This window comes from Rhodococcus sp. NPDC058639, assembly GCF_042717545.1.
GTDB lineage: Bacteria > Actinomycetota > Actinomycetes > Mycobacteriales > Mycobacteriaceae > Rhodococcus.
Genome location: NZ_JBHXRF010000003.1, coordinates 492240 through 518107, shown reverse-complemented (window position 1 = coordinate 518107; position 25868 = coordinate 492240). Strand labels below are relative to the sequence as shown.

Here is a 25868-nt window from a genome sequence, read left to right as displayed (position 1 = left end):
CCGGACGCCCCTATAGCCCAATTGGCAGAGGCAGCGGACTTAAAATCCGCCAAGTGTCGGTTCGAGTCCGACTGGGGGCACTTCGGGCGACGTCGACAGGATCGACGCAGTTGGCCTTGCCCCCAGAAACGTTCAGGGCCGTTCAGGGCCGTTCTTCTCCCGTGTGCCGTGCGCCGCGTTGATGGGCGCCGTGCGACGTCGTGTCGGTGGGTGATGTCGTGTCGGTGGGTGATGACGTGCCACTGGGTGTCGTCCCGGTAGTGGGTGTGGTGTCGGTGGCAGGTGTGGTGCGGGCGGTATTCGCATCCGAGACGAGCGTGCTGTTCTGTTCCGCGATGCGGTCCCGGTCCTCCTGCGCTCGCGTTGCTTCCTTGCGAGCGTCCTTCGCCTCGCGGCGGGCAGTTCTGGCTCGCCGGGACGATCGCCGTGCCCCGGACATGAGCAGGGCCAGCCCGAGCAGACCTACAGCGCCCACGACGATGCCGTAGAGGAACAGTGTCCCGGTGGAGCCCGTGACGTCGTAGCCGAAGACGGAGAACCCGTCGGTGAGTGCGTGTTCCTCACCGCTGTTGGTCAATACGCCGACAACCCCGACGACAACTGCGGCGAGCAGGAGAACGAGTCCGAGGAGAATGAGCATGGTGGCCTCCAGGCCTACGGTGTGGTGCTCGGTGAACATGCAGGTGCCAGCCCTTTAACGATGTCACGTGGTCGTGCTCGCGTCCTCGGTTCGGCGATGATGGCGGCAATTCGGGCACGGCTACACACCGCTCGTCACGGTCGACCGTCGTGCGATTACCGGTGTCCGATTCCTCCCAGTACGCTACGGCGGTGTTCTCGATGTCGGGTACCCCTGCCGCGTGCAGGGTCGTCCCGTCTCGCTCGGATCGGAAGCGCACGCGGACATCGGACCGGTGTGCGGCGCGAAGTGGAAAGAACAGGACCTAAGCGAGCATGAGAGATCCTTCGTTACCGGAACCCAGGAGCGAACAGATCCGTTCCCGGATGACTGTCCAGGGCTGGTTTCAGGTTGCGTTCGCAGCCTTGGCGGTGTTCCTTCTGGTGGGCACGGTTATCGGTACCTACTTCATCGACCGCACCGCCCGGATCACCGACCAGTTGGTCGTGGACATCCAGCCGGCGCAGGTCGAGGCGTACCGGTTCCAGTCTGCTCTGCTCAATCAGGAGACCGGCGCGCGTGGTTATGCCCTCACCGGAGACACAGGCTTCCTCGAGCCGTACCTCACCGGGCGCGAGGCCGAGCAGAACTCCGTGGAGCGGCTGCGCACCCTGATGGCCGGCCACAGCGATGCGCTCGCCAATCTCGACGCCATCACGTCGAATGCGGCGGCGTGGCGTGCCGAGTACGCAGAGCCGCTCGTGGATGCGCCGCCGAGCGGGACGGGGCGAACCGATATCGCGGAGATCGAACGCGGACGTGCCGCCTTCGACCTCTTGCGCGCCCAGTTCGAGGACCAGAACACGATCCTCGTCCAGGCCCAGGCGGACGGTTACGAGGGGCTCGTGCACGCTCGCACTGTCCGCAATTCGGTCCTCGTGGCGATGGTGGTGGGGTTCTTGTTCACCGGCGCACTCATGGTGGTGCTCGTGCACAACCTGGTCGCCACGCCACTTCTCCGGCTGCGGGCAGCGACACGACGGGTTGCCGGTGACGGGAACTTCGATCAGCACATCTACCCGCAGGGCCCGAAGGACATCCGGGACCTTGCGGCGGACGTCGAAGCGATGCGCGAGCACATCGCCCAGGCATTGACCGATGCACGCCGGCAGCAGGACAAGCTAACTCGCCAGACCGCCGATCTCGATGCCCAGGCAGACGAGCTTCGCCGCTCCAATACCGAACTCGAGCAGTTCGCCTACGTTGCGTCGCACGACCTGCAGGAACCACTGCGCAAGGTTGCCTCCTTCTGCCAGTTGCTCGAGAAGCGCTACGGCGACAAGCTCGACGACCGGGGCGCCCAGTACATCGCGTTCGCGGTCGACGGGGCGAAACGTATGCAGGTACTCATCAACGACCTGCTGGCGTTCTCCCGAGTGGGCCGAGTCAACGACGCGCGTTTGCGCGTGGACCTGGACAAGACCTTGGACAAGGCGCAGTCCAATCTCGCGATCATGATCGACGAGGCGCAGGCCCGCATCGAGCGTCCCGAGAAGATGCCCGAGCTGACCGGTGACCCCACCCTGCTGACGATGCTCTGGCAGAACCTACTGGCCAATGCGATCAAGTTCCGGCATCCCGACCGGCCTCCCGTCGTCCGGATCACGTGCGAGAGGGTGGACGCGGAGAACGATGCCGCCGGCTGGGAGTTCGCTGTCACCGACAACGGCATCGGTATCCCCGCCGAATTCGCGGAAAAGGTCTTCGTCATCTTCCAGCGCTTGCATGCCCGGGACGTCTACACCGGGACCGGCATCGGTCTGGCCGTATGCAGAAAGATCGTGGACTACCACGGCGGCAACATCTGGATCGACACCGACCGGACGGAGGGAGCCCGCGTGTGCTTCACACTCGTCGGGGCGAAGACCCAGACCGAGCTGGGCCCATCGGGAGCGGTTCACCCCGCGGATCTGCCGGACGCGGCGCGCGCCTAGGGTCGCTCGGGCGCCGCTGGGAGGCACAGGGCGGTGCTGTCGATCCCGCGGGTTTCCGTGCGGCGAGGGCGGGGTACCGGAGAGGGAGGTTTGACATCTGCCCGGGCGGGTGTTCGGACTCAGGCGGCGTGAGTTCAGAGGAGTAGCTCACGCCGCCGTCGGGGCTCAGCGGTCCTTGCCGACGGAATGATTCTCGACGACGCTGCGCGCCAGATCGGCAACCTTGAGATTGACTTGCTGCGACGTGCGACGCAGTAGGTCGAACGCCTCCTCTGCTGTGAGGTCCTGGGAGGCCATTACCAGCCCGACTGCTTTGCCGATCTCCCGATTGCTCACCAAACCGCTACGCAGCGAGTCGATGTCTTCGCCACGCCCGACTGCGGTGGCAGTGACCGAGGCGAATGCCGCGAGCATGCTGGCGTGGTCGGCCGCCGCGGAAGTGAACGCGCCGGGAGTATCCGAAAACAGATTCAGTGCCCCGACCTTCCGTTTGTCGATCAGTAACCGAAAACCCATTGCTCCGCGCACGGGAGTGGACTCCACCACCGCACCGGCGAGTGCGGGCCACGACGAGCCGTTCCGCAGATCGGCTTCGATCTGCGGCACCTCCTCCTCGATCGCGTCCAGGCAGGGTCCCTCACCCAGGTGCCGCTCGTGAGCATCGATGGCCGCAGCGACATCATCGCTGGCGGCGACGAGGACGAACTCTCCGTTGCGGCGCAGCATCACACTCGCGTGGTCACAGCCGGGCACGAGCAGGGTTGCGGCCACGCAGATCGCCGAATACACCTCGGAAGCGTCGGCGCCGCCGTACAAGATCTCGGCCAGGGCAGTGAACACGGTTGCCGGATCGGCGTTGTTCGACGCCGGGGTGACGGTCGAGGATCCGTTCCCGTCGTGGCCCGTCATGCGGTGATCACCGGGCGACCGGAATCTCGGTGCATGCCCTCGGAAGTACTCGAGACCTCTTCCGGCTCAGACGAACACGGGTATCGGCCGACTGTGCTCGGCGGGCACCACCGGTGACGCGACGCGCGGCGATCCGAAGCCCCGATTCCCGCTGGACCGCGGGGAAGGGAGACCGGCCGAGCATTCGACGCGGGAACAACTTTCATTGAAGGGTTTCTCCTGAAACAGACCCGATCCCGCCGGTTCGAAAACTCGCACTCGACACCGCGGACACGATTGACGATCAAGGGCTTCTCTTTAACCCCGAGGAATCGTACCCGAGGGGAAGGGGCACCGATCCTTCCCTGCCGGGCCCTCGAAGGGGCTTTTTCCTGCTGCGACGCCGAATCCGATCGCGTTGTGCCGGATGATCTTCATCGCCGCAGGAGGGAATAGGTGGCGGGCACTCTGGGCATAGATAAGGGGGAAGACGTCGGTCATCCCGTGGATGGCACGACCGCCGCCTCGATCGACGAGGCGGCGTATGGGGTGAAAGGACTTCACATGTGGGCTCTGCTCAGTAAGCCGGTCCGTCGATGGGTGCTGCTGTCGTTGGCAGTTCCGCTGGTCGCCGGGGGTTTGTCTCTCGTTGCCGGTGTTCTGCAGCGTCGAAAAGGGCATCCGACGAAGACGTCGAAATCGTTGCTGGCGGTGTCGAACTTCCTCCGCAGGCGCCGCAGCCGTGGGTCGAGTGAACGCGGCCGTTCGCACAAGGGCAAGTGACGCCGGAGGCTTATATCCCCAGCCGGCCGTCCCCGTCACCCGGCGTGGAAATACGGGCCGGAAACCGTTTTCGAGCCGAAGGTCGTCAGGATTGAGGACGAACGGCGTTATCGGTAGGGACCTTCGGCGACGTTGAACGGGTAGTACGACGCGGGCTCCGGGATCGTTCGATCCCGGCCGAGTCCGGATCGGCCGACGAGCCGCCCGGACGGCGGCCGGGACCGTCCCGGAGCGCCGCGCCTCACCGGACCTGCGCGTCACGGCTGTCCTCGTCGTTCCCGGCGAACGAGGGCGCTTCCTTCCGGTCGCGGATCGCGATGACACGACCGACGACCAACGCTGTCGTCACCGACACCGCACACCACGCGAGGAGCGCCCACAGAACCGACTGCATGCGATGAACAATGGACTTCTTCGCCGGAAATAGCCAGATGCTCGTGTGTGGCACCCGGGTCTCGGCCGCCCGAACGTGGTATTTCACGTCACCGTTGCAGCCACCGTGGTGGAATCGACAAAATCCGGACGGCGGGCTTGCCATACGCCACCCGGTGCGGTTCGATCCGAGGGAATCGGGTGGGGGGACACATGAAGATTGTGGATGCGGTCGCGCGGGCGTCGATGTCGGTGCTGGTTGCGGCGACTGCTGGTGCCGGGATGGTGGTTCTTCCCGGCGTGGCCCACGCTCAGGCCGGAGACCGGACCGAGGTTCCCTACCTCTCTACAGCGCCGCTCGCCGCGAAGGTTGCGGGTTCGGTTGTGTCCATCGCCGTGCCGTTACCGCCGGAGGTGGGACCGCGCCCGCCGGAGTGCGACCGAGTGTCGTATCTGCGGTGGCGGTCGGTCGACGGTCCGGCGGAGTCCACGGATGCCGATCGCATCTTCGTCGCACAGCCCGGAATCTTCGAGGGCGCAGGGGCATTCGAGAGCGTGGCACGCAATACGGTGGTCGCGGCATCCGAGCGCGGCCTGCACGTCGAGTTCTGGGCACTCGACCGGCGCTCCAACTGTCTCGAGGACCACGTCGGGATGCGCGCCGCGCTCGAGACGGGCGATCTGGATACCGCCACCGACTACTACTTCCACGACGCAGAGATCGACGGCGCACGCTTCGAAGGACATGCGACAGGTTCCGATGTCGCCTGGCTCGCACATGTCGGTCTCGAGCAGACCCTGCGGGACCAGTACGACATACTGCGACACGAGTTTCCGGACCAGAAGGTCCGCAAGGAGAAGGTGCTCTGCGGTGGCCACTCGATGGGCGGTTTCATCACCGGCTACTTCGCGGAATGGGATTTCGACGCCGACCCCGCCACTACCGACGACGCCGGTTACAACCAGTGCTCGGGCTATTTTGCGCTCGACACCGTCATTCGTGCGGGCGCGCCGTTCCCGAGTTCCGGGCAGCAGCCCGACGTACCCGAAGCATTGGCCGCACCGCTCGAGGTCTTCCTCGGGGCGGCGTCCACCGCGAGTCCGGTGCTGCAACTTCCCGCCGTCATAAACCCCGAAACCACGAACACCCTTGCGCTGGCAGGACTTGCGGCTCGGCTGGACCCCGACGGGGTCAACGACATCGTGTCGCGGATGCCCGACAACGCGAATGTGAACTGGACGCTGCGCACCTTGCTGGCGAAGGATCCGGAGATGTTCGCAACGGGTGTGCCCGATGTGCGGACGCTCAACGCCACCAACGAAGCCGTGCTCGGCGCCCTCCTCGACGACAACTCACAGCCGCTGGGGTTCTTGCAGGCCAGTGTCGGGTTCATGACCGGAGGGCCCGTGCAGGACAAGGTGTTCCCGGTGCCGTCCACTCCGGAGATACTCGAATCGGGATCCTTCGGGGACGCCCCGAAGGCGTCGCCGGCGGTATACGGCGACCCCGAAGTGATCTACCGGTGGCTCGATTACGACGAGGTGGGTACCGAAGCGTCGTTGCCGGAGGAGGGCCGGTACACCTCTCGGTCCGGTGAGGTGACATCGATAAACGAGTTGGCGCGCAACCTGTCCGAGCCCCCGTTGGACTTCACCGAGTGGTACTTCCCGATGCGCTTACCGTCGGATCTCGCGCAGAGTACGGCGCCGTCGTTTGCGGCGCATCATCTGTACCGCGACGGGGTGACGAGGAACCCGGTCCTCACGTTGCGCGGGAGCGGTGGAATCACGCTCCCGGCGTCGGACCATCCGAACGCGGTGGCGATCACCCTTCCCGGGTACAACCACATCGACGTTCTCACCGCGGCAGCCGATCAAAACGACGGGCGCGGCGAACCGGTGTCGCGAGCTCTCGTGGAGTTCGCGACACCGTAGGCCGTCAGGGGCGACCGGAGAAGATCGAGCTGTAGTCGTAGGGACCGACCTGCGCGGCAGGCGCGACGGGCTCGGCCTGCTCGGGCTCGTTCGGGTTGACCGGCTGCAGGAACAAGGGATTGTTTGCTTCGGTGTAGCTACTCATGGTGGTCCTTTCGGGTTCGGCGCGGACAACTCCGGCCGAAGGGGAGCGACGAGGTGCAAACAGCGAGGTCGCGCGGTGTATGCGCGGGTACTCGGGTGCAGATCGAAGAAGATCATCGAGGCCCGTCCGAAGAAGATAGCTCGGAGGCTGCGAGCCGTGCGATTTCTCCACCCTACACCCCTGGGCCGCGCGCCCGCTGTGCGACACGGCGGGGGCGGCGCGGCGCGAGCGGTCGGAAAAGGAGGTTTAGGGCCGGGGCCCTGCCGGGAAGTACTCGGGCATGGCTAATTACAGAGTGATCGATCCCAAGGGCGACATAGTCGAGACCAAGGAAATCGCCAGTGCCGACGACGCGCACGCGTGGTTCGTCGACCAGCGAGCCGACAACAGCGAACTCGGCTGGCGAATGGAGGCCCAGAACGACGAAGACGGAACCTGGCACTTCTTCGACGACACCGAGGGCGCGTCCTGAGGTTGTCCCACTCGACACGGCCGGGGGCCGCGCACAATGTGCGCGGCCCCCGGCCTGAGTATCAGAGTTCTCAGTCCTGCTTGAACGCCCGCTTGACGTCGTCTGCGGCGTCGCTGACCTTGTCTCCGGCCTGCTTCACGCCGCCCTTCGTCTGCTGGCCCTTACCTTCGGCTTCGAGGTCACGATCGTTCGTGGCCTTGCCGCCGTGCTCCTTGGCCTTACCGGCCAGTTCTTCTGCCTTGTGCTTTGCCTTGTCGATGAAATCGGCCATCGGTCGGTCCTCCTTGTTTGACGGACGGTTCTCTCTCCGGGTACCCGGACGGCACGCAGCGAAACCGCGAACTCGCAACCGGCGCCGAATGCCGCCGACCGTGTCACACTGCCTGGGTAGACCCATGAGGAGGAGCAATGTCCGACCCGAACAGCGGCGACCCTATCGGCGATGCCCCCGATGCCGATCCCGAACTGACGCGCAACCGATCCGGTGGCGGCGCAGCGGGGGTGTGGCGCGTGGTCACGGTGCTGGTGATCGTGGCGCTGATCATCGCGCTGATCATGGTCTTCCTCTAGCGATCGCCCGGACAAGGAGCGCTCGAACCTAGAGCCAGTCGCGGCGTTTGAACAGCACGTACAGCCCGGTCGCGGAGAAGAGAACGATGACCGAGACCGCGAGGACGCCCATTTCCTCGCCCGATCCGGGGAACGGCACGTTCATTCCGAACCATCCGGTCACCGCGGTCGGCACCGCGATGATCGCGGCCCAACCGGTCAGCTTCTTCATGACGGTGTTGAGGCGGGCATCCTGCAGCGACAGATTCGTCTCGAAGACGGAAGTCACCATGTCGCGTAGCGATTCGGTCCACTCCGTGGCACGGAGAACGTGGTCGTAGAGATCGGTGTACCAACTGTCCAGTCCGGCCGCGATTCCGTGCTCGGCGCGAAAGTGCAGCACCGCATTGACGACCTCTCGCATCGGCAGCACGACCCTTCGCAGCTGAACCAGTTCCTTGCGGAGCCTGTAGACATCCCGCTGGATCTGCTTCGGCCGGGCGTCGTCGGCGAACAACCCGTCCTCGATCTCCTCGATCGCATCGTCGAGGTCACGGATGGTGTCGAACTGCCCGTCGACGACCACGTCGAGCAGGCCGTGCAGCAACGCAGCGGTGCCGAATTTCAGCAGGTCGGGGTTTGCGTCCCAGCGGGTCACCACATCGTCCATGTCGAACAGGCCGCGGCTACGGACGGTGACCAGGCACCCGGGCAGAAGGAACGCCGAAATCCGTGTCGTGTTCAGACGGGATTCGTACGCCTCGACCGTCGGATCAGGGGCGGTCGCGAGGTGCGTGGAATAGACGGTAAGGAAGGTGTGCGTCGTGTAGCGCGTGGCTTTGGTGCGTTCGCCGCGCGCGAGCGCATCTTCCACCGCATGGGGGTCGAAGCTCAGTTCCTCCGCCAGCGCGAGCAGTCTCTCGGGTTTCGGATCGAGGAGGTCCACCCACAGGAGACAGTCCGGGTCTTGCAGGTGGTCCGAGATGTCGGCGAACGGGAAATCTTCATCCTCGACTTTTCCGTTCCGCCACACCCGCGTGCGGACCTGTCCGTCGTGGATGGTGGTCATCCTCGCAGTCTGCCCGACTCGCTCGCGGTGCGTGCCGGGTCGAGCACGTGTTCTCGAACGGTTCGTCCCGGGTGATGGCAGGGCGGGGCGTATCTCTGGGCGCCACCGCCCCGGCCGTCACATTCGGGTGCCGACACCTTCGGCGTCGGCCAGTCGGAGCATTTCGGCGAGGAAGGCCCCGTCGACGATGGGCCACCCGCCGGGCACGGTGCCGGTGTTGACCCTGTCCTGCAACGACTGGAGCACCGCAACCACGTGTGGGCCACCGTCGATGAGATGCCGCACCAAGCCGCGTTCCCCGCACAGCGCGACGAGCGGCGCAACGGTTCGCTCCGCTTCCTCGTACCGTCCGGCCGCGTGGAGACATGCGACGACGAGCCGGGTGAAACTCATGTGAGTTCGCGGGCGACGGTCTGCGGTCCGGCGCTGCCACCACCGTGCCCACTCGACGGATTCGGCCACGGCGGCCGGCTCACCGGTGCGGTAGAGCAGACGGATGGCGGTGGCGTCCTCGAGTTGCGCGGTGACCTCTTCCGGTCCCACCGCGAGGGGTGTATCGGGATCCGGCCTCGTTCGGTGCGGCGGTACCTCGGGGTCGAAACCCAGTCGCAGCCGCTCGTTCTCGATTCGTGCTCGCAGCCGCGGAAGATCGTGGGTGGACGCGGCACGAAGTCCCTCGTCGAGCAGTTCGAGCGCGGCATCCCTGTCTCCCCGCAGCAACTTCAGCCGAGCCGCGGTGGCAAAGCGAGCCATCATGAAATCGGCTATGCCACCTTCGATTCCGAGTAGTTTGCTCTCGTCGAGCAATGCCTCCGCCTCAGCGATTCGTCCCTGCTCGTACATCATTTCGCCGAGCATCGCAGCCGAGAGGCGGCCCGCATGGGTGTGGATTCCGCCGCTGTTCCGAGCAGCGCGCAATGCTCTGCGGAAGTACTCCTCGGCCCCCGCGACGTCGAGTTGTTCGTTCGCGGCGATTCCGCACAGGCACAACCCGTAGATCGACGCGAACTGCCCGCGTGTGCGCTCGTGGTATGGCCGCGCCCACTCCTGCCGCCGCCGCGCATTGTCGAATTCGAAACACAGGAGGTCCGCGTAGGACGCGAAGACGGACGCGGAGCCCACCACCCAGGGGCGCACGTCCTGGGGTTCGGTGAGGACAGGTTCCACCAACTCCGCGATGCCGCGGACCTGATCGGTGTTCATCAGGATCGCCGCTTCGGCAACACGGGTCTCGACGAGGAGCGCATCGATTTCGGACGACGGGAGAGTGCTTCGGGCGCATGCGGCCGGAATGGCAGCAAGCGCCGCCCGCGCCTCCGAGAACCGTTGCAGCGCCGCGTCGGCCCAGATGCGGCTCAGGAGCAATCGGGGATCGTCGGCGACCGCGCGGGGCGGCAGTTTGTCGATCTGGGCCAGGAGGGTGCCCATGTGCCCCTGCTCCACCAGGTACATGCCGTCCGTGGCGACCAGGTCCACCGCTGATGCCGTGTCACCGGCGGCGAGCGCGTGGTCGACGGACTCACGGATCAGGTGATGGCGCGCGCACCACTGCGCGGCGGCGCGGTGCAGTTCGGGGACGCGCTCGGGATGGTCGGCTTCGAGGCGCCGGCGCAGGAATTCGCGGAACAGGTGGTGGAAGCGGAACCAGACGCGTTCGTCGTCGACCGGGCGCAGGAACAGGTCGCGTTGTTCCGCGTCCTCGAGCATCGCCTGGCTTCGAGGCTCGCCGGTCAGGGCTGTGGCGAGTCCGGCGCAGATGGAGTGCGTGATCGAAATCGCCGTGAGGAACTCGTACATCTCCGGCTCGAGCGTGGAAAGCACGTTCTCGGCAAGGTATTCCCCGATCGCGTGGTGCCGCCCGCTCAAATTCTCGATCATGGCCGACGGATCGTCGCTGTCCCGCAACGACAAAGACGCGAGCTGCAGGGCAGCGGCCCAGCCTTCGGTGGTGTTGTTCAGTTGCTGTACGTCGTCGGGAGTCAGTTGCAGGCCCCCGACGTCGCGGAGAAAGGCCTCGGACTCCTGGTCATCGAAACGCAATGCGGCCGAGTCGATTTCCAGTAACTCGTCGCGCACGCGCATGCGGCTGAGCGGTAACCCGGCCCGGTTGCGGCTGGTGACGACGACGTGCAGATTCGGTGGCCCTTGCTCGATCAGGAAGTCGAGAGCCGCAACGGTTTCCTGCGAGGTGACCCGATGCCAGTCGTCGACCACGAGCGTCATCGGCTCGCCGGTCCGGAAGATCTCGTCGATGAGCGTACTCACGACGTACCGGGTCGCCTCGTCACCGTGCGACTGCAGAATCTGTTCGAGGTCGCGGGCGAGCGCGGGGCGGAGTTGCTTGACGGCTTCGATCAGGTGCGCCAGAAACCACAGGACCTTGTTGTCGTCGCTGTCCACGGTGAGCCAGGCGACGGGCACACCCTCGGCTGTGAGCACGTCCCGCCACTGCGCCGCGAGGGTCGACTTCCCGAAACCGGTCGGAGCGTGGATGGCAGTCAGCCGCCGACGCTGGCCCGAGCGGAGCAGGCGAAGCAACCGGGTTCGGCGGACGAGCGGCCGAGCAGGCGGCGGAGGACGGAAACGGGTGGCGGGGGCGGTGGAATGCGGAGTGACGGCAGCGGTCGGCGGGTGGCCCGCCTCCGGAGGTGGGGCTGCCCGCGCGTCGGTGAGGTCGGGAGGCGGCGACCCGGGCAGCGCCATGTCGTCGACCTTCAGACCGTGACGCCACTCGATTCCGCGGAGGAGCTCACCGAACTCCGCGGCGGAGGCAGGCCGGTCCTCGGGATCCGGGGCCATGCCGCGTTCGAGGGCGACGCACAGATCATCCGGGATACCGGAGCCTCGAAGATCCGGTACGGGCTCGGACGTGATGCGCACGAACTGGGCGACGACCCGTTCTCCCTCCTTGCGTTCGAAGGCCGCGTGACCGGTGATCGCGCAGAACAGGGTGGCGGCGAGCCCGTACAGATCCGATGCCGGTGTCGGCTGCTCGCCGCGCAGGATCTCGGGCGCGGTGAATGCCGGCGATCCGGTGATCATCCCGGGCGTCGTGCGGAAGCCGTCGCCGACGTGCGCGATACCGAAGTCGGTGAGCTGGGGCTCGCCGTATTCGGTGATGAGGATGTTGCCCGGCTTGATGTCCCGGTGCAGGATGTCCGCACGGTGGGCGGTCTCGAGTGCCCCTGCGACCTTCACTCCGATCCGCACCGCCTCCGGCCACGGCAAGGGGCCGTGTTTGCGGATCCGCGTGTCGAGCGAGTCGTGCGGGTGGTAGTGCATCACCAGATACGGCTGGTTCGACTCCGTGGTCCCGGCCTGCAGCACGTTGACAATGTTCGGGTGGCCCGAAAGCCGGCCCATCGCGCGCTGCTCCCGCAGGAATCGTTCGAGGTTGTCGGGATCGAGGGTCGTGCGGAGCACCTTCACCGCGACCGTCCGGTCCAGCGAGTCCTGTCGGCAGCGGAAGACGATTCCGAAACCGCCGCGGCCGATTTCTTCGGCGTCGGTGAATCCCGCATCGGCCAGGGAACGCACAATTTCGGCAGTGTCCACGGTCGGCGCCGGGGCGCGCTGAGTGGAGATCAGTTCGTAATCGGGCATCGTTTCGATCACCTCGCCGGGCCGTTTCTTCAGCGTAGTCCCGAAATGTGCACTCCCGACGCGGATCGTTCGGACGCCCTCGTTTACCGTGATCCGACCGGACCCTGGCAACGATGCCAACGGCCCGGTCCAACAACACTGCTATCAGAAGTGGGACATCAATGAAGAAGACTGTCGCGGCGCTGTTCGGCGCAGGCGTGGTCCTGCTCGCGTCGGCGTGCGGATCCTCGGACGGAACCGCATCGGCCGACGAGACCACCACCACGACCACCACAACCACCACGAGCGCGTCGTCGGCGCAAGGTGGTGCAGGCGTGCAGCTCGGCAACAGCTACGAGGAGAACTGCGACGCTCTCGTGCCGTACCTCGACGAGCTCGAGGAATGGGGACAGGATCGTGCCCAGGCAGCGCAGGCCGTCGCGGATGCGCAGCAGCAGCTCCCGCAGTGGCAGGAGCTCGACGTAGAGCAGCAGGCAGACACGCTCCGCGCCATCGAGAACGCCGGCAAGGGCGAGTGCTGACAGACCCGCTGTTCGACAGGTTGCGGCGCTTCCCGGATGTGGAAGCGCCCAATCTGTTCGCCGTCGATGCGGCGGACCGGCTCATCCTCGACGAAGCAGGCCCGGCCCTCGACGCGGCTCCCGACGGCACCGTCGTCGTGATCGACGACCAGTACGGTGCGCTGACCCTCGGCGCGGCGGTCCGCTACGAGGCATCCGGCCTGCGTGTCCATCAGGACTCGATCGTGGCCGAGCGCGCCCTGGCCGCCAACGCGTCCCGCGAGAACCTCGCAGACCGGTACGCGTCACACGGACTGGACGACCACCTCCTCCGCGGCGCCCGCGTCGTGCTCCTGCGCCTGCCGCGTTCGCTCGGCTCGCTCACCGAGACAGCCGAAGCGATCGCCCGGCACGCCGACCCCGAGGTCGTCGTCTTCGCGGGTGGCAGGGACAAGCACATCACCGTCGCCATGAACGACGTGCTCGCACGATCTTTCGCCGAGGTCCGGGCATCGCGGGGGAGACAGAAGTCGCGCGTGGTGACCGCGCGCGGACCGATTCCGGGTCCGAACACCTACCCGGTCCGGGAAACCCTCCCCGAACTCGGCCTCGTCGTCGTCGCGCACGGTGCCGCGTTCGCCGGCCCGCGACTCGATATCGGCACCCGCTTCCTCCTCGACTTCCTGCCGCGGACGGCACCGGGCGCATCCGTCGCCGTTGACCTCGGATGCGGCACCGGCATCCTGGCTGCCATGCTCGCGCGGCAGCACCCGGACATCCGGGTGATCGCCACCGATCAGTCGGCCGCAGCGGTGGCCTCGGCCGCGGCGACCGCATCCGCGAACGGCGTCGCCGACCGCGTCGATGCGCTCCGTGACGACGTCGCAGGCTCGCTGCCCGACGCCTCCGTCGACCTCGTGGTGTGCAACCCGCCCTTCCATATCGGCGCGGCCGTCCACACCGGCGCCGCGGAAAAGATGTTCGCCTCGGCGGGTCGCATTCTGCGTCCGGGAGGAGAGATGTGGACGGTGTACAACTCGCACCTGCGTTACCGCCCGATCCTGAAACGGGTAGTCGGCGCCACGAGTGTCGAGGGCCGCAACCCCAAGTTCACCGTGACTCGATCGGTGCGCACCCGGTAGAGTCCGATTCGTCCGGGGTCTGCTCTGCGGCGACCGTCACGGCGGTCGGAGGGAAGGGAACTTCTGCCCCGGCTTATGCGTTGAGCGGACAGAAGCGACCACCAGAAGGGAAGTGCACGGTGCGCACCACCAGTAACCCGGTGTTCCGCAATCTGCCCAAGCAAGAGGGCGGCGGATACGCCAGTTTCGGCTCTGCGACGGCAGGCGGCGCGCAGGCCACCCAGCAATTCGGTCAGCCGCAGTACTCGCCTACGGACCCGTGGGCGCGGCCCACGACCGAGCGATCGATGACCATCGACGACGTCGTCACGAAGACCGGCATCACGCTCGGCGTGCTCACGGTCTCCGCGCTGATCTCCTACGTCCTCGTCACCATGAACACCGGCCTGGCCGCACCGTTCGTCATCGGCGGCGGTCTCATCGGTCTCGTCCTGGTGCTCGTGGCGACCTTCGGCCGCAAGATGGACAATCCGGCGATCGTGCTCGCGTACGCCGTCGCGGAGGGCTTCTTCCTCGGCGCGCTGTCGTTCATGTTCACCGACATCACGTTCGGTGGCGCCGGCGGCTCGACGCTGATCGCTCAGGCCGTGCTCGGCACGTTCGGCGTCTTCTTCGGCATGCTCGTCGTGTACCGCACCGGCGCGATCCGCGTCACGCCGCGTCTGACCAGGATGATCGTCGGCGCTCTCGTCGGTGTGCTGATCCTCGCGCTCGGCAACATCATCGCGGGCTTCTTCATCGAGGGCGGCCTCGGACTGCGTGACGGTGGCCCGCTGGCCATCATCTTCAGCCTCGTGTGCATCGGCATCGCGGCGTTCAGCTTCCTGCTGGACTTCGACTCCGCCGATCAGCTGATCCGCGCCCAGGCTCCGGAGAAGGCCGCGTGGGGCGTCGCCCTCGGCCTCACCGTGACCCTGGTGTGGCTCTACGTCGAGATCCTGCGTCTGCTGAGCTACTTCCAGAACGACTAGCAACAACGACCAACGAAGGCCCCGGGCGATGCGCCCGGGGCCTTCGTTCGTACAGAGCATCCCCGCGACCGTCCCCGCAGCGCCGGAGGCAGTCGTGGGATCATGAGGACATGCGCATTGCGGATTCGGTCGTCGACCTCATCGGAAACACCCCACTCGTCAAACTCAACTCCGTGGTGAAACCGGGGTCGGGCCTGGTGGCAGCGAAAGTCGAATACCTCAACCCCGGCGGTAGCTCCAAGGACCGCATCGCGGTGAAGATGATCGACGCTGCCGAAGCCTCGGGCGAACTGAAGCCGGGCGGCACCATCGTCGAGCCCACCTCCGGTAACACCGGCATCGGTCTTGCCCTCGTCGCCCAGCAGCGCGGATACAAGTGCGTGTTCGTGTGCCCCGACAAGGTAGGCGAGGAGAAGCGCAACGTGCTCCGCGCGTACGGCGCAGAAGTGGTCGTGTGCCCGACCGCTGTGCCGCCGGAGCATCCCGACAGCTACTACAACGTCTCCGACCGGCTCGCTGCCGAACTGCCGGGCGGCTGGAAGCCCAACCAGTACTCCAACCCCGCCGGCCCGGAAAGCCACTACGAGAGCACCGGCCCCGAGATCTGGGCCGACACCGACGGCAAGATCACGCACTTCGTCGCGGGCGTCGGTACCGGTGGCACCATCTCCGGTGCGGGCCGCTACCTCAAAGAGGTGTCGGGCGGCAAGGTCAAGGTCGTCGGCGTCGACCCCGAGGGTTCGGTGTACTCGGGCGGAACCGGGCGCCCCTACCTCGTCGAAGGCGTGGGTGAAGATTTCTGGCCCAGCGCGTACGACGCGTCCATCCCCGACGAGATCATCGCCGTCTCCGACGCCGACTCGTTCGAGATGACTCGCCGGCTCGCCCGGGAAGAGGGCATGCTCGTCGGTGGCTCGTGCGGCATGGCCATGGTCGCTGCGCTGCAGGTCGCCGAGCGGGAAGGCCCCGACGCGGTGGTGGTCGTGCTGCTGCCCGACGGCGGCCGCGGTTACCTGGCGAAGATCTTCAACGACAAGTGGATGGCCAGCTACGGCTTCCTGCGCGCGCCGCTCGACGGCAAGCCCGACGACTCCACTGTCGGCGACGTGCTGCGGGGCAAGTCCGGTGACCTGCCCGACCTCGTCCACACCCACCCCTCCGAGACGGTCCGCGACGCGATCGAGATCCTGCGCGAGTACGGCGTGTCCCAGATGCCTGTCGTCGGCGCGGAGCCGCCCGTCACCGCCGGTGAGGTCGCCGGGTCCGTCAGCGAGCGGGAGTTGCTCAGCGCCGTCTTCGAGGGTCGTGCGAATCTCGCGGACCCGGTTGCGAAGCACATGAGTGCGCCGCTGCCCAACATCGGCGTCGGCGAGTCCGTTGCCGACGCGACGAAGGCGTTCGGCGACACCGATGCGCTCATGGTCATCGACGACGGCAAGCCCGTCGGCGTCATCACGCGGCACGACCTCCTCGGATTCATCTCCCAAGGCCGATAGGACACAGATACTTCATGACCGATCAGAATCAGCACGGTTTCGCCACCCGCGCCATCCATGCGGGCTTCGAACCCGACCCGCAGACCGGTGCCGTCAACGTCCCGATCTACGCGTCGTCGACCTTCGCCCAGGACGGCGTCGGCGAGATGCGGAACGGTTTCGAGTACGCGCGCACCGGTAACCCCACCCGTCGTCCTCTCGAAGCCAATCTGGCGGCGCTCGAAAGCGGCACGTACGGGCGGGCTTTCGGCTCGGGTATGGCCGCCACCGACTGCCTCCTGCGGTCGGTGCTGCGCCCCGGCGATCACCTCGTGATCCCGAACGACGCGTACGGCGGCACGTTCCGGCTGATCGACAAGGTGTTCACGCAGTGGGGCATCGAGTACACGCCGGTCTCCGTCAACGACGCGGACGGCGTCCGGGCCGCACTCCGTCCCGAAACGAAGCTGGTGTGGCTCGAGACCCCGACCAACCCGCTGCTCAACATCGGTGACATCGAGGCTCTCGCGGGCGTCGCACACGAGGGCGGCGCCAAGCTCGTCGTGGACAACACCTTCGCCTCGCCGTACCTGCAGCAGCCGCTCACGCTCGGTGCCGACGTCGTGCTCCACTCGACCACCAAGTACATCGGCGGTCACTCCGATGTGGTCGGCGGCGCTCTGGTCACGAACGACGAGGAGCTCGACACCGCGTTCGCGTTCCTGCAGAACGGTGCGGGCGCGGTACCCGGTCCGTTCGACGCGTTCCTGACCCTGCGGGGCATCAAGACCCTCGCCGTCCGCATGGAGCGGCACTGCGACAACGCCGAGAAGATCGTCGAACTGCTGTCGGGTCACAAGGCCGTCACCAAGGTGCTCTACCCCGGTCTCGACGACCATCCGGGTCACGAGTACGCGGCCGCTCAGATGCGCCGTTTCGGCGGCATGATCTCCGTACGCCTCACCGGCGGCCGGCAGGCGGCGCTGGACTTCTGCAAGCGCACCGAGATCTTCACGCTCGCCGAGTCGCTCGGCGGGGTGGAATCGCTCATCGAGCACCCGGGTGCGATGACGCATGCGTCGACCGCCGGTTCGGCGCTCGAGGTGCCGGACGATCTCGTCCGTCTCTCGGTCGGTATCGAAGACGCCGCCGACCTGCTGGCCGACGTCGAGCAGGCCCTCGGCTGATCCGGCATCTCCCGGCATCACCACGACGAAAGGCGCCCCTCGGGGCGCCTTTCGCCGTCGATACCGACGTGGCGCCGACCAGGTGGCGAACCCCGTACGATCACGAACGTGACGGACAGCGCAGCCCCCGAAGACGCCCTGATGCACGCCGCTCTCGAGGTGCTGAGGATGAACGGTCCCCTCGCAACCGAAGAGCTGGCCGAGCACCTCGAGGATGCGGGCCTGGGCCCGGCCGACGCGCTGGTTCAGGACCTCGAAGAGCTGCCCCCGCACCCCCTGGTCCTGTCTCTGCCCGACGGCCGGTTCGCAGCCCTCGATGCGTTGTTCGAAGGGCGAATCTTCACTCATCGGCTGTCGGCCGACGAGATCGCCCGTGACCTCATCGCCGTCGACGACGTCGAACCGTTGCTGCTGCTCGTCTCCGAGGACGACGAGTTCGAACTCGTCGCGGTGGACGAGCATCGTGATCGCCTCGCCGAGCGCGGCGTGACCTACGACGATCCGCTGCCGCCCGAAGTTCTGCTGTTTCCGCGCGGGACGTTCGCCGGTCGGTCCCCGGGCGATGTCGTGGCGCTCACCGCCGGTAGTGGCAGGCTTTCGCTGGTGCCGGTCGTCGCCGACCCCACCCCCGTGCCCGCTCTGTTCGCCGTCCTCGGACGACGGAGCGCCGACGGCGACGCCGCGAGTCTCGACGACGAGCTTCTCCAGTTGCTGGCCGACACCCCGTCGGCGTTCACCGAACCGGCCCCGCCGTTGACCGAGGCGATCGAAGCGGCCGGTCTGGAGCGGTCGGGTGATCTCGTCGCACCTGAAGGGTTCGATTTCGAGGGGTACATCAGCAGGACGATGTTCGACGAGTACGCCGAACAACTCGGTATCCCAGTCGACGCGGTCCCGGGGGTCGCTCTGTTCGCATCGCTCGTCGACGCGATCGACTCCGGTGACGATGCAGATCTCGAAGAACGTTTCGCAGAGGGCAAATCCGGGTTGTTCGCGGTCCTGGCAGACCCCGAGATCGCCGAGACCGTACTGGACGAGTTGATCGGCGAGGAGTTCGCTCCCGCGTCCATCGAACAGGCCGCGTTGTGGCTGCTCGACCATGCGCCCCGGCGATCGGCCGCTGCAGCGTACTGGTTCGCAGCGCGTGCGGCCGAGGCCGACGGCAGGATCGTGGAGGCCGAGCGACTTTTCGAGAAGTCAGCCGACGAGGGCGGCGAGTTCGACCTCGCGTTGTTCGATCTGGCTCGCTATGCGTCGGACCGGGGTGACGCGGTACGTGGCCTGTCGTTGCTCTCCCGGATTCCGGGTGGGGACGAGCATCCGCTCTACAACGTGCTGCAGCACTTTCAGCCTGTCGAGCGACCCGGCCTCGGGCGCAACGACCGGTGCTGGTGCGGGTCGGGGCGGAAGTACAAGGTGTGCCATCTCGGCAAGGCGGATCATCCGCTCTCGGAGCGGGCGGAGTGGCTGTACGTCAAGGCGACCATGCACGCGCTCGATCCGTCGTGGGCCGACGAACGGGTCGCGCTGGCGGAGGCGCGCGCCGGATACGGAGACGACGACGCGGTCGCCGATGCCGTCCACGACCCGTTGGTCGACGACGTGCTCCTCCACGAGGCGGGAGCCTTCGCCGATTTCGTCGAGCGCCGAGGCGTGCTTCTTCCCGAGGACGAGGCGGAGTTGGCGCGGCGGTGGACCGGTGTCGCACGGTCGGTGTTCGAAGTGCTCGACGTCCGTCCGGGCGAGGGAATGGCCTTGCGAGATGTCCGGAGCGACACCGTATCCGAGGTCCACGTGCCGACGATCACCGGCGAACTCCCGGCCGGGACGCTGCTGTGCGCGCGGGTCCTGCCTGCCGGCGATCTGCATGTGATGCCGGGTGGCGCGGAGGTCGTCACGGAGGAGCAACGCGAGGTGCTTCTCGAGATACTCGGCGACGATCCGGTGGACGCGACGGACCTCGTCGAGGCCCTCACGGGAGCTGACGCGGCCGACTTTTTCGCCTCCGTGGACGAGTAACTTACGACCCTCCGGCCCCAACGATCTCACCAGCCCCAAAACTGAAACCTGTTCTCGAATATATGTGATATGAAGTAGCAGTATTCGTACCGGTGACGGGCGTCACAAGTACGGTAAGGGTGTTCGGTCATCGGGATGTGGGGGTTGTGGATGTCAGTCGACCCGTCTGCGGTCATCGTGGCGGTGGCCACGGCAGCGAGCGCACTCGTGCAGGGAGCCGACATACCAGCGGAAGTAAAGGACCAGGCCACACAGGTAATCGAGTCTTTCGAAGCTGCGGCTCCGGCAACGGATACCGGTGTTCAGGACTTTGTGGCCGCGCTGCCCGAGCCTGTGCAGGAGAGCGCGCAACAGGCCGTCGCCGACGCCGCTCAGTCGGTCGCGGAGATGATCGAACCGCACCTTCCCGCCGAGGCCGCAGCCGCACTGGAACCCGCACCCCCGCTCGTGCCGGCACCGCCTGCCGCTCGGCCGACGCCGTTCGGGGTGACGCCGTCCCTTCCGCCTCTCGCGCCGAATCCCGGTCCGGGCACGGGATCCGCGGTTCCCGGAGGCGGCGGCGTCACGCTGCCGTCGATGCCGGCGACCCTTCCCGGCACGACGCTCGCCCCGATCGGCGCGATCGCGGTGTTCGCTCCGTGGCTGAAGAAAGCCGGGGCGCTCTGTGACGGTGTCACCGCACCGGTGCTGGCCGCGCTGTACTCGGCGGAGAACGGATTCCGGTACGGGTCCACCGCGCCCGTCTCACCGGTGGGAGCCAAGGGTCCCGGACAGTTCATGCCCGGAACCTGGGATCAGTACGGCAAAGACGTCGACGGCGACGGCAGAGCCGACGTTCTCGGCATCGCCGATCCCGTGATGGCCTCGGGCAATCTGCTCTGCGACAACTACAAGCTCATCGACGACTGGAAGCGGCGCGGACTCGTCCAGGGTGACACCCTCGACCTGACGCTCGCCGCCTACAACGCGGGGGTCGGTGCCGTGCGCCGATCCGGGGGTATGCCGTCCGGGCATCCCGACTACGAGAACCAGACCAAGCCCTACGTCGCGAAGATCCGCGCGTCGGAACCGGTATTCGCACGCATGCTCTCGCCGTTCCTGGGGCTGGGGATCGGTGGCTCGACCGACACCGGCAATCGCATCGTCGACCTCGCGTTCAAGTTCCTCGGCCTCCCGTACGTTTGGGGCGGCGGGAACATCCACGGCCCGTCGGGCGGCGGGTTCGACTGCTCGGGACTGACGTCGCACGCGGTGTTTGCGGCGACCGGAATGACGCTCCCGCGCACGTCCGAGACGCAGTGGCGCGTCGGCACCGAGATTCCGCTCCAGCTCGCGCAGCCGGGCGACCTGCTGTTCGGCAACTGGCAGGCGGGTGGTCCGGGACACGTGGCGATCTACATCGGTGGAGGACAGATGGTGCACGCACCCACCACCGGAGACGTCGTCCGCGTCGGCGCGGTCTTCCCGGATATGAAGGCGCGCCGCATCATCTGACAGTTCGGCAGCTCGCCGGAACGACAAGGACCAGGCCGGAAATCCGGCCTGGTCCTTGTCGTGCGACTCGGGGATCAGCCCTGGTACGGCTCCGCGCTGACGAGCGTCACCTTCATGGTGTTGCCGTTGGGCAGCGTGTACTCGCGGGTCTCGCCGACCTTCGCCGAGATCAGCGCGCCACCGATGGGCGAACCGGGGGAGTAGGTCTCGAGGTCGCCGTTGCGGGCGCCTTCTTCGCGCGTCGCGATCAGGAACGTTTCCGTGTCGGTCTCGTCACCGTCGTAGTAGACGGTGACGACCGAACCGGGGAGTGCGACACCGGACTGAGTCGGTGCCACTCCCACCTTGGCGGCGCTGAGCAACTCCTGGAGCTGACGGATGCGGGCTTCCTGCTGGCCTTGATCTTCGCGCGCCGCGTGGTAGCCGCCGTTCTCCTTGAGGTCACCCTCTTCACGACGCTCGTTGATCTCGGCCGCGATGACGGGACGATTGGCGATGAGCTGGTCAAGTTCGGCCTTGAGTCGGTCGTACGACTCCTGGGTCAGCCAGGTCACCTGGGTCTCGGTCATCTCGATCACTTCCTTCGGGTTGGAGCCCCCGGCTCCGTGGACAAGTCGTGCACGTGCAACGACTACGAGCACGACCCCCGCAATCCCCCCTGGTATGCAGGTGAGCAGGGCCGCACTGTGCTTCTATGCAGCAATACACGGCCCCAATGGGTGGAACCGTGTATCCCGATATTCTAGCACCATCGCAGAGAGGTGCCGGGAAAACCGCTGCTGAGAGCGATAAAACTCAGGGCGCGCGCAGGTAGTCCGGGGCGTCCGTGCTGCAGCCGTACTCGTCGGCCATTCCGGGGCGTTGCGTGGTCGTGATCCGCGACGTGAGGACGACGGTGGGGGAATCGGATGCGGGGATCAGAACCTCGCGCCGGCCCGTCTCGCTGCCGTCTTTCGACCGCGCGCGGATGACGCACACCGCGTCTTGCGTGGGGTCGTCCCGGGTGACCTTGAGTTGCACATCGATGGCGTGATCGTCGACGACATCGAACGCCACGATCTCCGACTCGATCGGCGCCGAGTTGTTCTGGAACAACACGAACGCGAGCAGCAGACCCGCGACGAGACCCGCCGCGGTGAAGCCCCAGCGTCTGCCCCGCATCGACCCCTTCTTCGAGGGGTAGCGATCGGAGGGGTAACGGTCGGTCGTGGTGGTGTTGCTCATCACTTTGCCTTCGAGCCCGTGCAGGCGGGCGGGCGATGCCGCGGGGTCACGGCTGACGGAGGGATTATCAGGTGGAACTATAGGGGAAGGACCCGAACGGCCCGCGAGGCGGTCGCCGATGCGGTCACGACCATGCACAAGACGTGAGGTGGAGGAAAACACGTGAGCGGACTACGGCTCATGGCCGTGCATGCCCATCCCGATGACGAGTCGAGCAAGGGTGCGGCCACGATGGCGCGTTACGCGGCAGAGGGTCACGATGTTCTCGTCGTCACGCTCACAGGCGGCGAACGTGGTGACATCCTCAATCCGGCGATGGACGTCGCCGGCGTCCGCGACCGGATGAGCGAAGTGCGACGCGAGGAAATGGCCGAAGCGGCCCGCATCCTGGGCGTTGAGCAACTCTGGCTCGGTTTCGTCGACTCCGGGTTGCCCGAGGGAGACCCCAAGCCCCCGGTACCCGAAGGCAGCTTCGCTGCGATCCCGCTCGACGAACCGGTACGCAGGCTCGTCAAGGTCATCCGCGAGTTCCGGCCCCACGTGATGACCACCTACGACGAGAACGGCGGCTACCCGCACCCGGACCACATCCGGTGCCACGAGGTCTCGGTCGCTGCGTTCGACGCCGCCGCCGACCCGGAGTTCCATCCCGAGCTCGGTGAGCCGTGGGAAGTGGCCAAGCTCTACTACTCGCACGGCTTCATCCGCAAGCGGATCGAGTTGTTCCGCGACGAGTACGTGCGTCGCGGCGAGAAGTTCCCGATGGACGAATGGCTCAGCCGGTGGAAGACCGAGCAGGGTGACCTCATGGCCCGGGTGACAACCCAGATAACCTGTGGTGACTACTTCCCACAGCGTGACGATGCGCTGCGGGCACACGCCACGCAGATCGATCCCAACGGCTCCTTCTTCGCGGTGCCGTTGGACATCCAGCAGAAGGTCTGGCCGACGGAGGAGTTCGAATTGGCCAAGACCCGCGTGGTCACGCAGATTCCCGAGACGGATCTGTTCGCGGGCATCGAGGACGGACGGGTGAAATGACGGTAGACACGCTGGCGGTCGAGGTCCTGGCACAGGACCCGACCGGTCCCGAGTTCGGCAAGGCGTCGCCTTTCGGTCTCGCGCTGGTCGTAGTTCTGCTGATCGCGACGGCCCTGCTGATCTGGAACATGAACAAGCGTCTCGGCAAGCTGCCCGAGACCTTCGAACCGGAGAATCCCGAGCCCGACCAGCTGGTGGACGACGGCACCCTGCCGGGCGTCGTGCAGGCCGGCGATGCGGCGTCTCCGTCCGCTGCGACGGGGACCCCCACGACGGGAGCCACCGCCGTCGAGCTCGGAAAGACGGAGCCGCCGGCGGATCCGGAGCGCACGCCTCCCACCGCGTCGAACTGACGTCGTCGCCCGCGCTTCGACGTAACGTGGGGGAATGGCGAATCTCCTTGCGGATTCACTGAGTCCCTACCTGCGGCAGCACGCCGGTAACCCGGTCGACTGGCACGAGTGGGGCGAGGCGGCACTGGCGGAAGCGCGTGAGCGCGACGTGCCGATTCTCCTGTCCATCGGCTACGCCGCGTGCCACTGGTGTCACGTCATGGCGCACGAGTCCTTCGAGGACGAGGCGACCGCCGCGGTCATGAACGAGCATTTCGTGTGCATCAAGGTCGACCGGGAGGAACGCCCCGACCTCGACGCGATCTACATGAACGCGACCGTCGCGACCACCGGTCAGGGCGGATGGCCGATGACGTGCTTTCTCACTCCCGACGGTGCGCCGTTCTACTGCGGCACCTACTACCCGAACACGCCGCGCGCGGGGATGCCGTCCTTCCAGCAGGTGCTCCACGCGATCACCGACACGTGGCGCCAGCGACGCGACGACGTCGGAAAGGCCGCAGCAGCCATCGTCGAGGAGTTGCAGCGCAGCAGCGGTGGACTGCCGCCCGGCGCGGGCAGAGTCGACGCCGCACTTCTCGACGCCGCCGCGCCGGCGGTCGCGCGCGACGAGGACCGCGAACACGGTGGATTCGGGGGAGCGCCGAAGTTTCCGCCGTCGAATCTGCTCGAAGGTCTCCTGCGCGGGTACGAGCGCACGCGCCGCACCGACACGCTCGACCTCGTCTCCCGTACCGCGGAGGCGATGGCACGCGGAGGAATCTACGACCAGCTCGGGGGCGGCTTCGCGCGCTACAGCGTCGACGCCGGCTGGGTGGTGCCGCACTTCGAGAAGATGCTCTACGACAATGCGTTGCTGCTGCGGCTTTATGCGCACCTCGGACGGGTTACCGGTGCGGTGCTCTTCCGGCGGGTGGCGGAGGAGACCGCCACCTTTCTCCTGCGCGACCTGCTGACCGCCGAAGGCGGCTTCGCCTCGGCGCTCGATGCCGACACCGAGGGCGTCGAAGGCCTCACCTACGCGTGGGCACCCGCGCAGCTCACCGAGGTGCTCGGGCCGGACGACGGCGACTGGGCGGCGCACGTCTTCTCCGTGACTCGGGAGGGAACCTTCGAAGCCGGCACCTCTGTGCTGCAGTTGCGCGCCGATCCCGACGACGCGGAGCGGTTCGCGCGTGTACGCGAACGGCTGTTCCTGTCGAGGCAGACCAGGCCGCAACCTGCCCGCGACGACAAGGTCGTCACCGTCTGGAACGGTTTCGCCGTCACCGCGCTCGCCGAGGCGGGGGTGGCCTTCGGCGTCACGGAGTGGATCGAGGCCGCCGCGACGTGCGCCCGGACGCTGCTCGACCGGCACCTCGTGGGCGACCGCCTGCGACGGGCGTCGCTCGGTGGGGTGGTGGGTGAGCCTGCCGGGGTGCTCGAGGATTACGGCGCATTCGTCACCGCGCTCGTCGCCCTGCACCAGGCAACCGGCGACGCGAGCTGGCTCGTTCCTGCCCGCGGGCTCGCCGACACCGCTCTGGCCGCCTTCGCCGACCCGGAGAAACCGGGTAGCTGGTTCGACACCGCACACGACGCGACGACACTCGTCGCGCGGCCGCGAGATCCGATGGACGGCGCGACTCCGGCGGGTGCGTCGCTGATCACCGAGGCGTTGTTGTCGCTGTCGGCACTCGAGGACGGTGACGGCCGGTACGCCCCCGCTGCCCATGCGTCCCTGGCCGCCGCGTCGATACTGCTCGAGCGCGCCCCCCGGTCGGCAGGCCATTGGCTGACCGTGGCGGAGGCGGCCGTTCGAGGGCCCCTTCAGATCGCCGTCGCCGGTGGGGGTGATCTCCTGCAGGTCGCGCGGCACGTCGCACCCGGTGGCGCGATCGTCGTGGGCGGCGATCCGGGCTCGTCGCCGCTGCTCGCGGACAGGCCGCTCGTCGACGGCGTACCCACTGCCTATGTGTGCCGGGGCTTCGTGTGCGACCGTCCGGTGACGTCGGTGCCCGATCTCCTGGACGTGCTCGCGGCCTCGTGACCGA

At 66.9% G+C, this 25868-nt stretch carries 24 protein-coding genes and 1 tRNA gene; 16 read left to right on the top strand and 9 right to left on the bottom strand.

The features are described 5' to 3' along the window. Positions 1–6: 6 nt before the first annotated feature. Positions 7–80, top strand: a tRNA-Leu gene (locus tag ACFWU2_RS08135). 62 nt (positions 81–142) lie between these two features. Here the strand turns inward: ACFWU2_RS08135 and ACFWU2_RS08130 are convergent. Further along, entirely contained in the window at positions 143–640 is a 498-nt protein-coding gene (locus tag ACFWU2_RS08130; RefSeq protein WP_378603643.1) for a hypothetical protein, read from the bottom strand. 365 nt (positions 641–1005) lie between these two features. Between ACFWU2_RS08130 and ACFWU2_RS08125 the strand changes: the two genes are divergently transcribed. After that, positions 1006–2613 (top strand): CHASE3 domain-containing protein, encoded by a 1608-nt coding sequence (locus ACFWU2_RS08125; RefSeq protein WP_378603640.1) that lies wholly within the window; start codon positions 1006–1008, stop codon positions 2611–2613. A 165-nt stretch (positions 2614–2778) separates the two neighbouring features. Here ACFWU2_RS08125 and ACFWU2_RS08120 read toward each other — a convergent pair whose 3' ends face one another. Beyond that, positions 2779–3522 (bottom strand): ANTAR domain-containing protein, encoded by a 744-nt coding sequence (locus tag ACFWU2_RS08120; RefSeq protein WP_378603637.1) that lies wholly within the window; start codon positions 3520–3522, stop codon positions 2779–2781. A gap of 435 nt (positions 3523–3957) precedes the next feature. Here ACFWU2_RS08120 and ACFWU2_RS08115 point away from each other — a divergent pair, with 435 nt between their 5' ends. Next, complete coding sequence (locus ACFWU2_RS08115; protein WP_378603634.1) at positions 3958–4284, top strand: hypothetical protein; 327 nt, start codon at positions 3958–3960, stop codon at positions 4282–4284. Positions 4285–4525: 241 nt separating this feature from the next. Here the strand turns inward: ACFWU2_RS08115 and ACFWU2_RS08110 are convergent, their stop codons facing one another. Beyond that, a complete protein-coding gene (locus tag ACFWU2_RS08110; RefSeq protein ID WP_378603631.1) occupies positions 4526–4678 on the bottom strand; it encodes a hypothetical protein in 153 nt (50 codons plus the stop codon). Positions 4679–4869: 191 nt separating this feature from the next. Between ACFWU2_RS08110 and ACFWU2_RS08105 the strand changes: the two genes are divergently transcribed. After that, entirely contained in the window at positions 4870–6591 is a 1722-nt protein-coding gene (locus ACFWU2_RS08105) for a hypothetical protein (RefSeq protein ID WP_378603628.1), read from the top strand. A 4-nt stretch (positions 6592–6595) separates the two neighbouring features. Here ACFWU2_RS08105 and ACFWU2_RS08100 read toward each other — a convergent pair whose 3' ends face one another. Beyond that, positions 6596–6736 carry a hypothetical protein gene (locus ACFWU2_RS08100; protein WP_169652516.1) on the bottom strand — a complete coding sequence of 47 codons (141 nt, stop codon included), beginning with the start codon at positions 6734–6736 and terminating at the stop codon, positions 6596–6598. A gap of 280 nt (positions 6737–7016) precedes the next feature. Between ACFWU2_RS08100 and ACFWU2_RS08095 the strand changes: the two genes are divergently transcribed. Beyond that, the gene (locus ACFWU2_RS08095; RefSeq protein WP_378603625.1) at positions 7017–7208 is read left to right on the top strand and encodes a hypothetical protein; all 192 of its coding nucleotides are present in this window, start codon (positions 7017–7019) and stop codon (positions 7206–7208) included. Between the two features lie 70 nt (positions 7209–7278). Here the strand turns inward: ACFWU2_RS08095 and ACFWU2_RS08090 are convergent, their stop codons facing one another. Continuing rightward, a complete protein-coding gene (locus tag ACFWU2_RS08090) occupies positions 7279–7479 on the bottom strand; it encodes a CsbD family protein (RefSeq protein ID WP_378603622.1) in 201 nt (66 codons plus the stop codon). A 137-nt stretch (positions 7480–7616) separates the two neighbouring features. On the opposite strand from ACFWU2_RS08090, the gene ACFWU2_RS08085 reads away from it, so the two are divergent. Continuing rightward, positions 7617–7778 (top strand): hypothetical protein, encoded by a 162-nt coding sequence (locus ACFWU2_RS08085; RefSeq protein WP_378603619.1) that lies wholly within the window; start codon positions 7617–7619, stop codon positions 7776–7778. A gap of 28 nt (positions 7779–7806) precedes the next feature. On the opposite strand, the gene ACFWU2_RS08080 is transcribed toward ACFWU2_RS08085, so the two are convergent. Both ACFWU2_RS08080 and ACFWU2_RS08075 read right to left on the bottom strand, forming a co-directional pair. Then, positions 7807–8826 carry a magnesium transporter CorA family protein gene (locus tag ACFWU2_RS08080; protein WP_378603616.1) on the bottom strand — a complete coding sequence of 340 codons (1020 nt, stop codon included), beginning with the start codon at positions 8824–8826 and terminating at the stop codon, positions 7807–7809. Between the two features lie 117 nt (positions 8827–8943). Further along, positions 8944–12429: a protein kinase gene (locus ACFWU2_RS08075; RefSeq protein ID WP_378603613.1), complete on the bottom strand. Its 3486-nt coding sequence runs from the start codon at positions 12427–12429 to the stop codon at positions 8944–8946. Between the two features lie 161 nt (positions 12430–12590). Here ACFWU2_RS08075 and ACFWU2_RS08070 point away from each other — a divergent pair, with 161 nt between their 5' ends. The 7 genes from ACFWU2_RS08070 to ACFWU2_RS08040 all read left to right on the top strand — a co-directional run bounded on the left by ACFWU2_RS08070 (position 12591) and on the right by ACFWU2_RS08040 (position 21217). Beyond that, positions 12591–12950 (top strand): hypothetical protein, encoded by a 360-nt coding sequence (locus ACFWU2_RS08070; protein WP_378603610.1) that lies wholly within the window; start codon positions 12591–12593, stop codon positions 12948–12950. Then, on the top strand, positions 12944–14071 hold the full coding sequence (locus tag ACFWU2_RS08065) for a class I SAM-dependent methyltransferase (protein WP_378603607.1): 1128 nt from the start codon (positions 12944–12946) through the stop codon (positions 14069–14071). Before ACFWU2_RS08070 ends, ACFWU2_RS08065 begins: the two co-directional genes overlap by 7 nt. A 119-nt stretch (positions 14072–14190) precedes the next feature. Further along, positions 14191–15042: a Bax inhibitor-1/YccA family protein gene (locus ACFWU2_RS08060; RefSeq protein ID WP_378603605.1), complete on the top strand. Its 852-nt coding sequence runs from the start codon at positions 14191–14193 to the stop codon at positions 15040–15042. A gap of 110 nt (positions 15043–15152) precedes the next feature. Beyond that, positions 15153–16538 carry a cystathionine beta-synthase gene (locus ACFWU2_RS08055; protein ID WP_378603602.1) on the top strand — a complete coding sequence of 462 codons (1386 nt, stop codon included), beginning with the start codon at positions 15153–15155 and terminating at the stop codon, positions 16536–16538. 14 nt (positions 16539–16552) lie between these two features. Continuing rightward, complete coding sequence (locus ACFWU2_RS08050; protein WP_378603599.1) at positions 16553–17704, top strand: cystathionine gamma-synthase; 1152 nt, start codon at positions 16553–16555, stop codon at positions 17702–17704. A gap of 108 nt (positions 17705–17812) precedes the next feature. After that, positions 17813–19723: an SEC-C domain-containing protein gene (locus ACFWU2_RS08045; RefSeq protein ID WP_378603596.1), complete on the top strand. Its 1911-nt coding sequence runs from the start codon at positions 17813–17815 to the stop codon at positions 19721–19723. A 150-nt stretch (positions 19724–19873) separates the two neighbouring features. Beyond that, a complete protein-coding gene (locus ACFWU2_RS08040) occupies positions 19874–21217 on the top strand; it encodes an NlpC/P60 family protein (protein WP_378603593.1) in 1344 nt (447 codons plus the stop codon). Between the two features lie 74 nt (positions 21218–21291). On the opposite strand, the gene greA is transcribed toward ACFWU2_RS08040, so the two are convergent. Then, positions 21292–21786, bottom strand: a complete 495-nt coding sequence (greA, locus tag ACFWU2_RS08035; protein ID WP_378603590.1) for a transcription elongation factor GreA — start codon at positions 21784–21786, stop codon at positions 21292–21294. A 226-nt stretch (positions 21787–22012) separates the two neighbouring features. Beyond that, the gene (locus ACFWU2_RS08030; protein ID WP_169621536.1) at positions 22013–22441 is read right to left on the bottom strand and encodes a DUF4307 domain-containing protein; all 429 of its coding nucleotides are present in this window, start codon (positions 22439–22441) and stop codon (positions 22013–22015) included. A gap of 180 nt (positions 22442–22621) precedes the next feature. On the opposite strand from ACFWU2_RS08030, the gene mca reads away from it, so the two are divergent. From mca to ACFWU2_RS08015, 3 genes are read left to right on the top strand one after another with little or no spacing between them, the layout of a single operon-like run. Then, positions 22622–23482 (top strand): mycothiol conjugate amidase Mca, encoded by an 861-nt coding sequence (gene mca / locus ACFWU2_RS08025; protein WP_378603787.1) that lies wholly within the window; start codon positions 22622–22624, stop codon positions 23480–23482. Next, complete coding sequence (locus ACFWU2_RS08020; protein ID WP_378603587.1) at positions 23479–23835, top strand: hypothetical protein; 357 nt, start codon at positions 23479–23481, stop codon at positions 23833–23835. Before mca ends, ACFWU2_RS08020 begins: the two co-directional genes overlap by 4 nt. 34 nt (positions 23836–23869) lie before the next feature. Next, entirely contained in the window at positions 23870–25864 is a 1995-nt protein-coding gene (locus tag ACFWU2_RS08015; RefSeq protein WP_378603584.1) for a thioredoxin domain-containing protein, read from the top strand. Positions 25865–25868 lie beyond the last annotated feature (4 nt).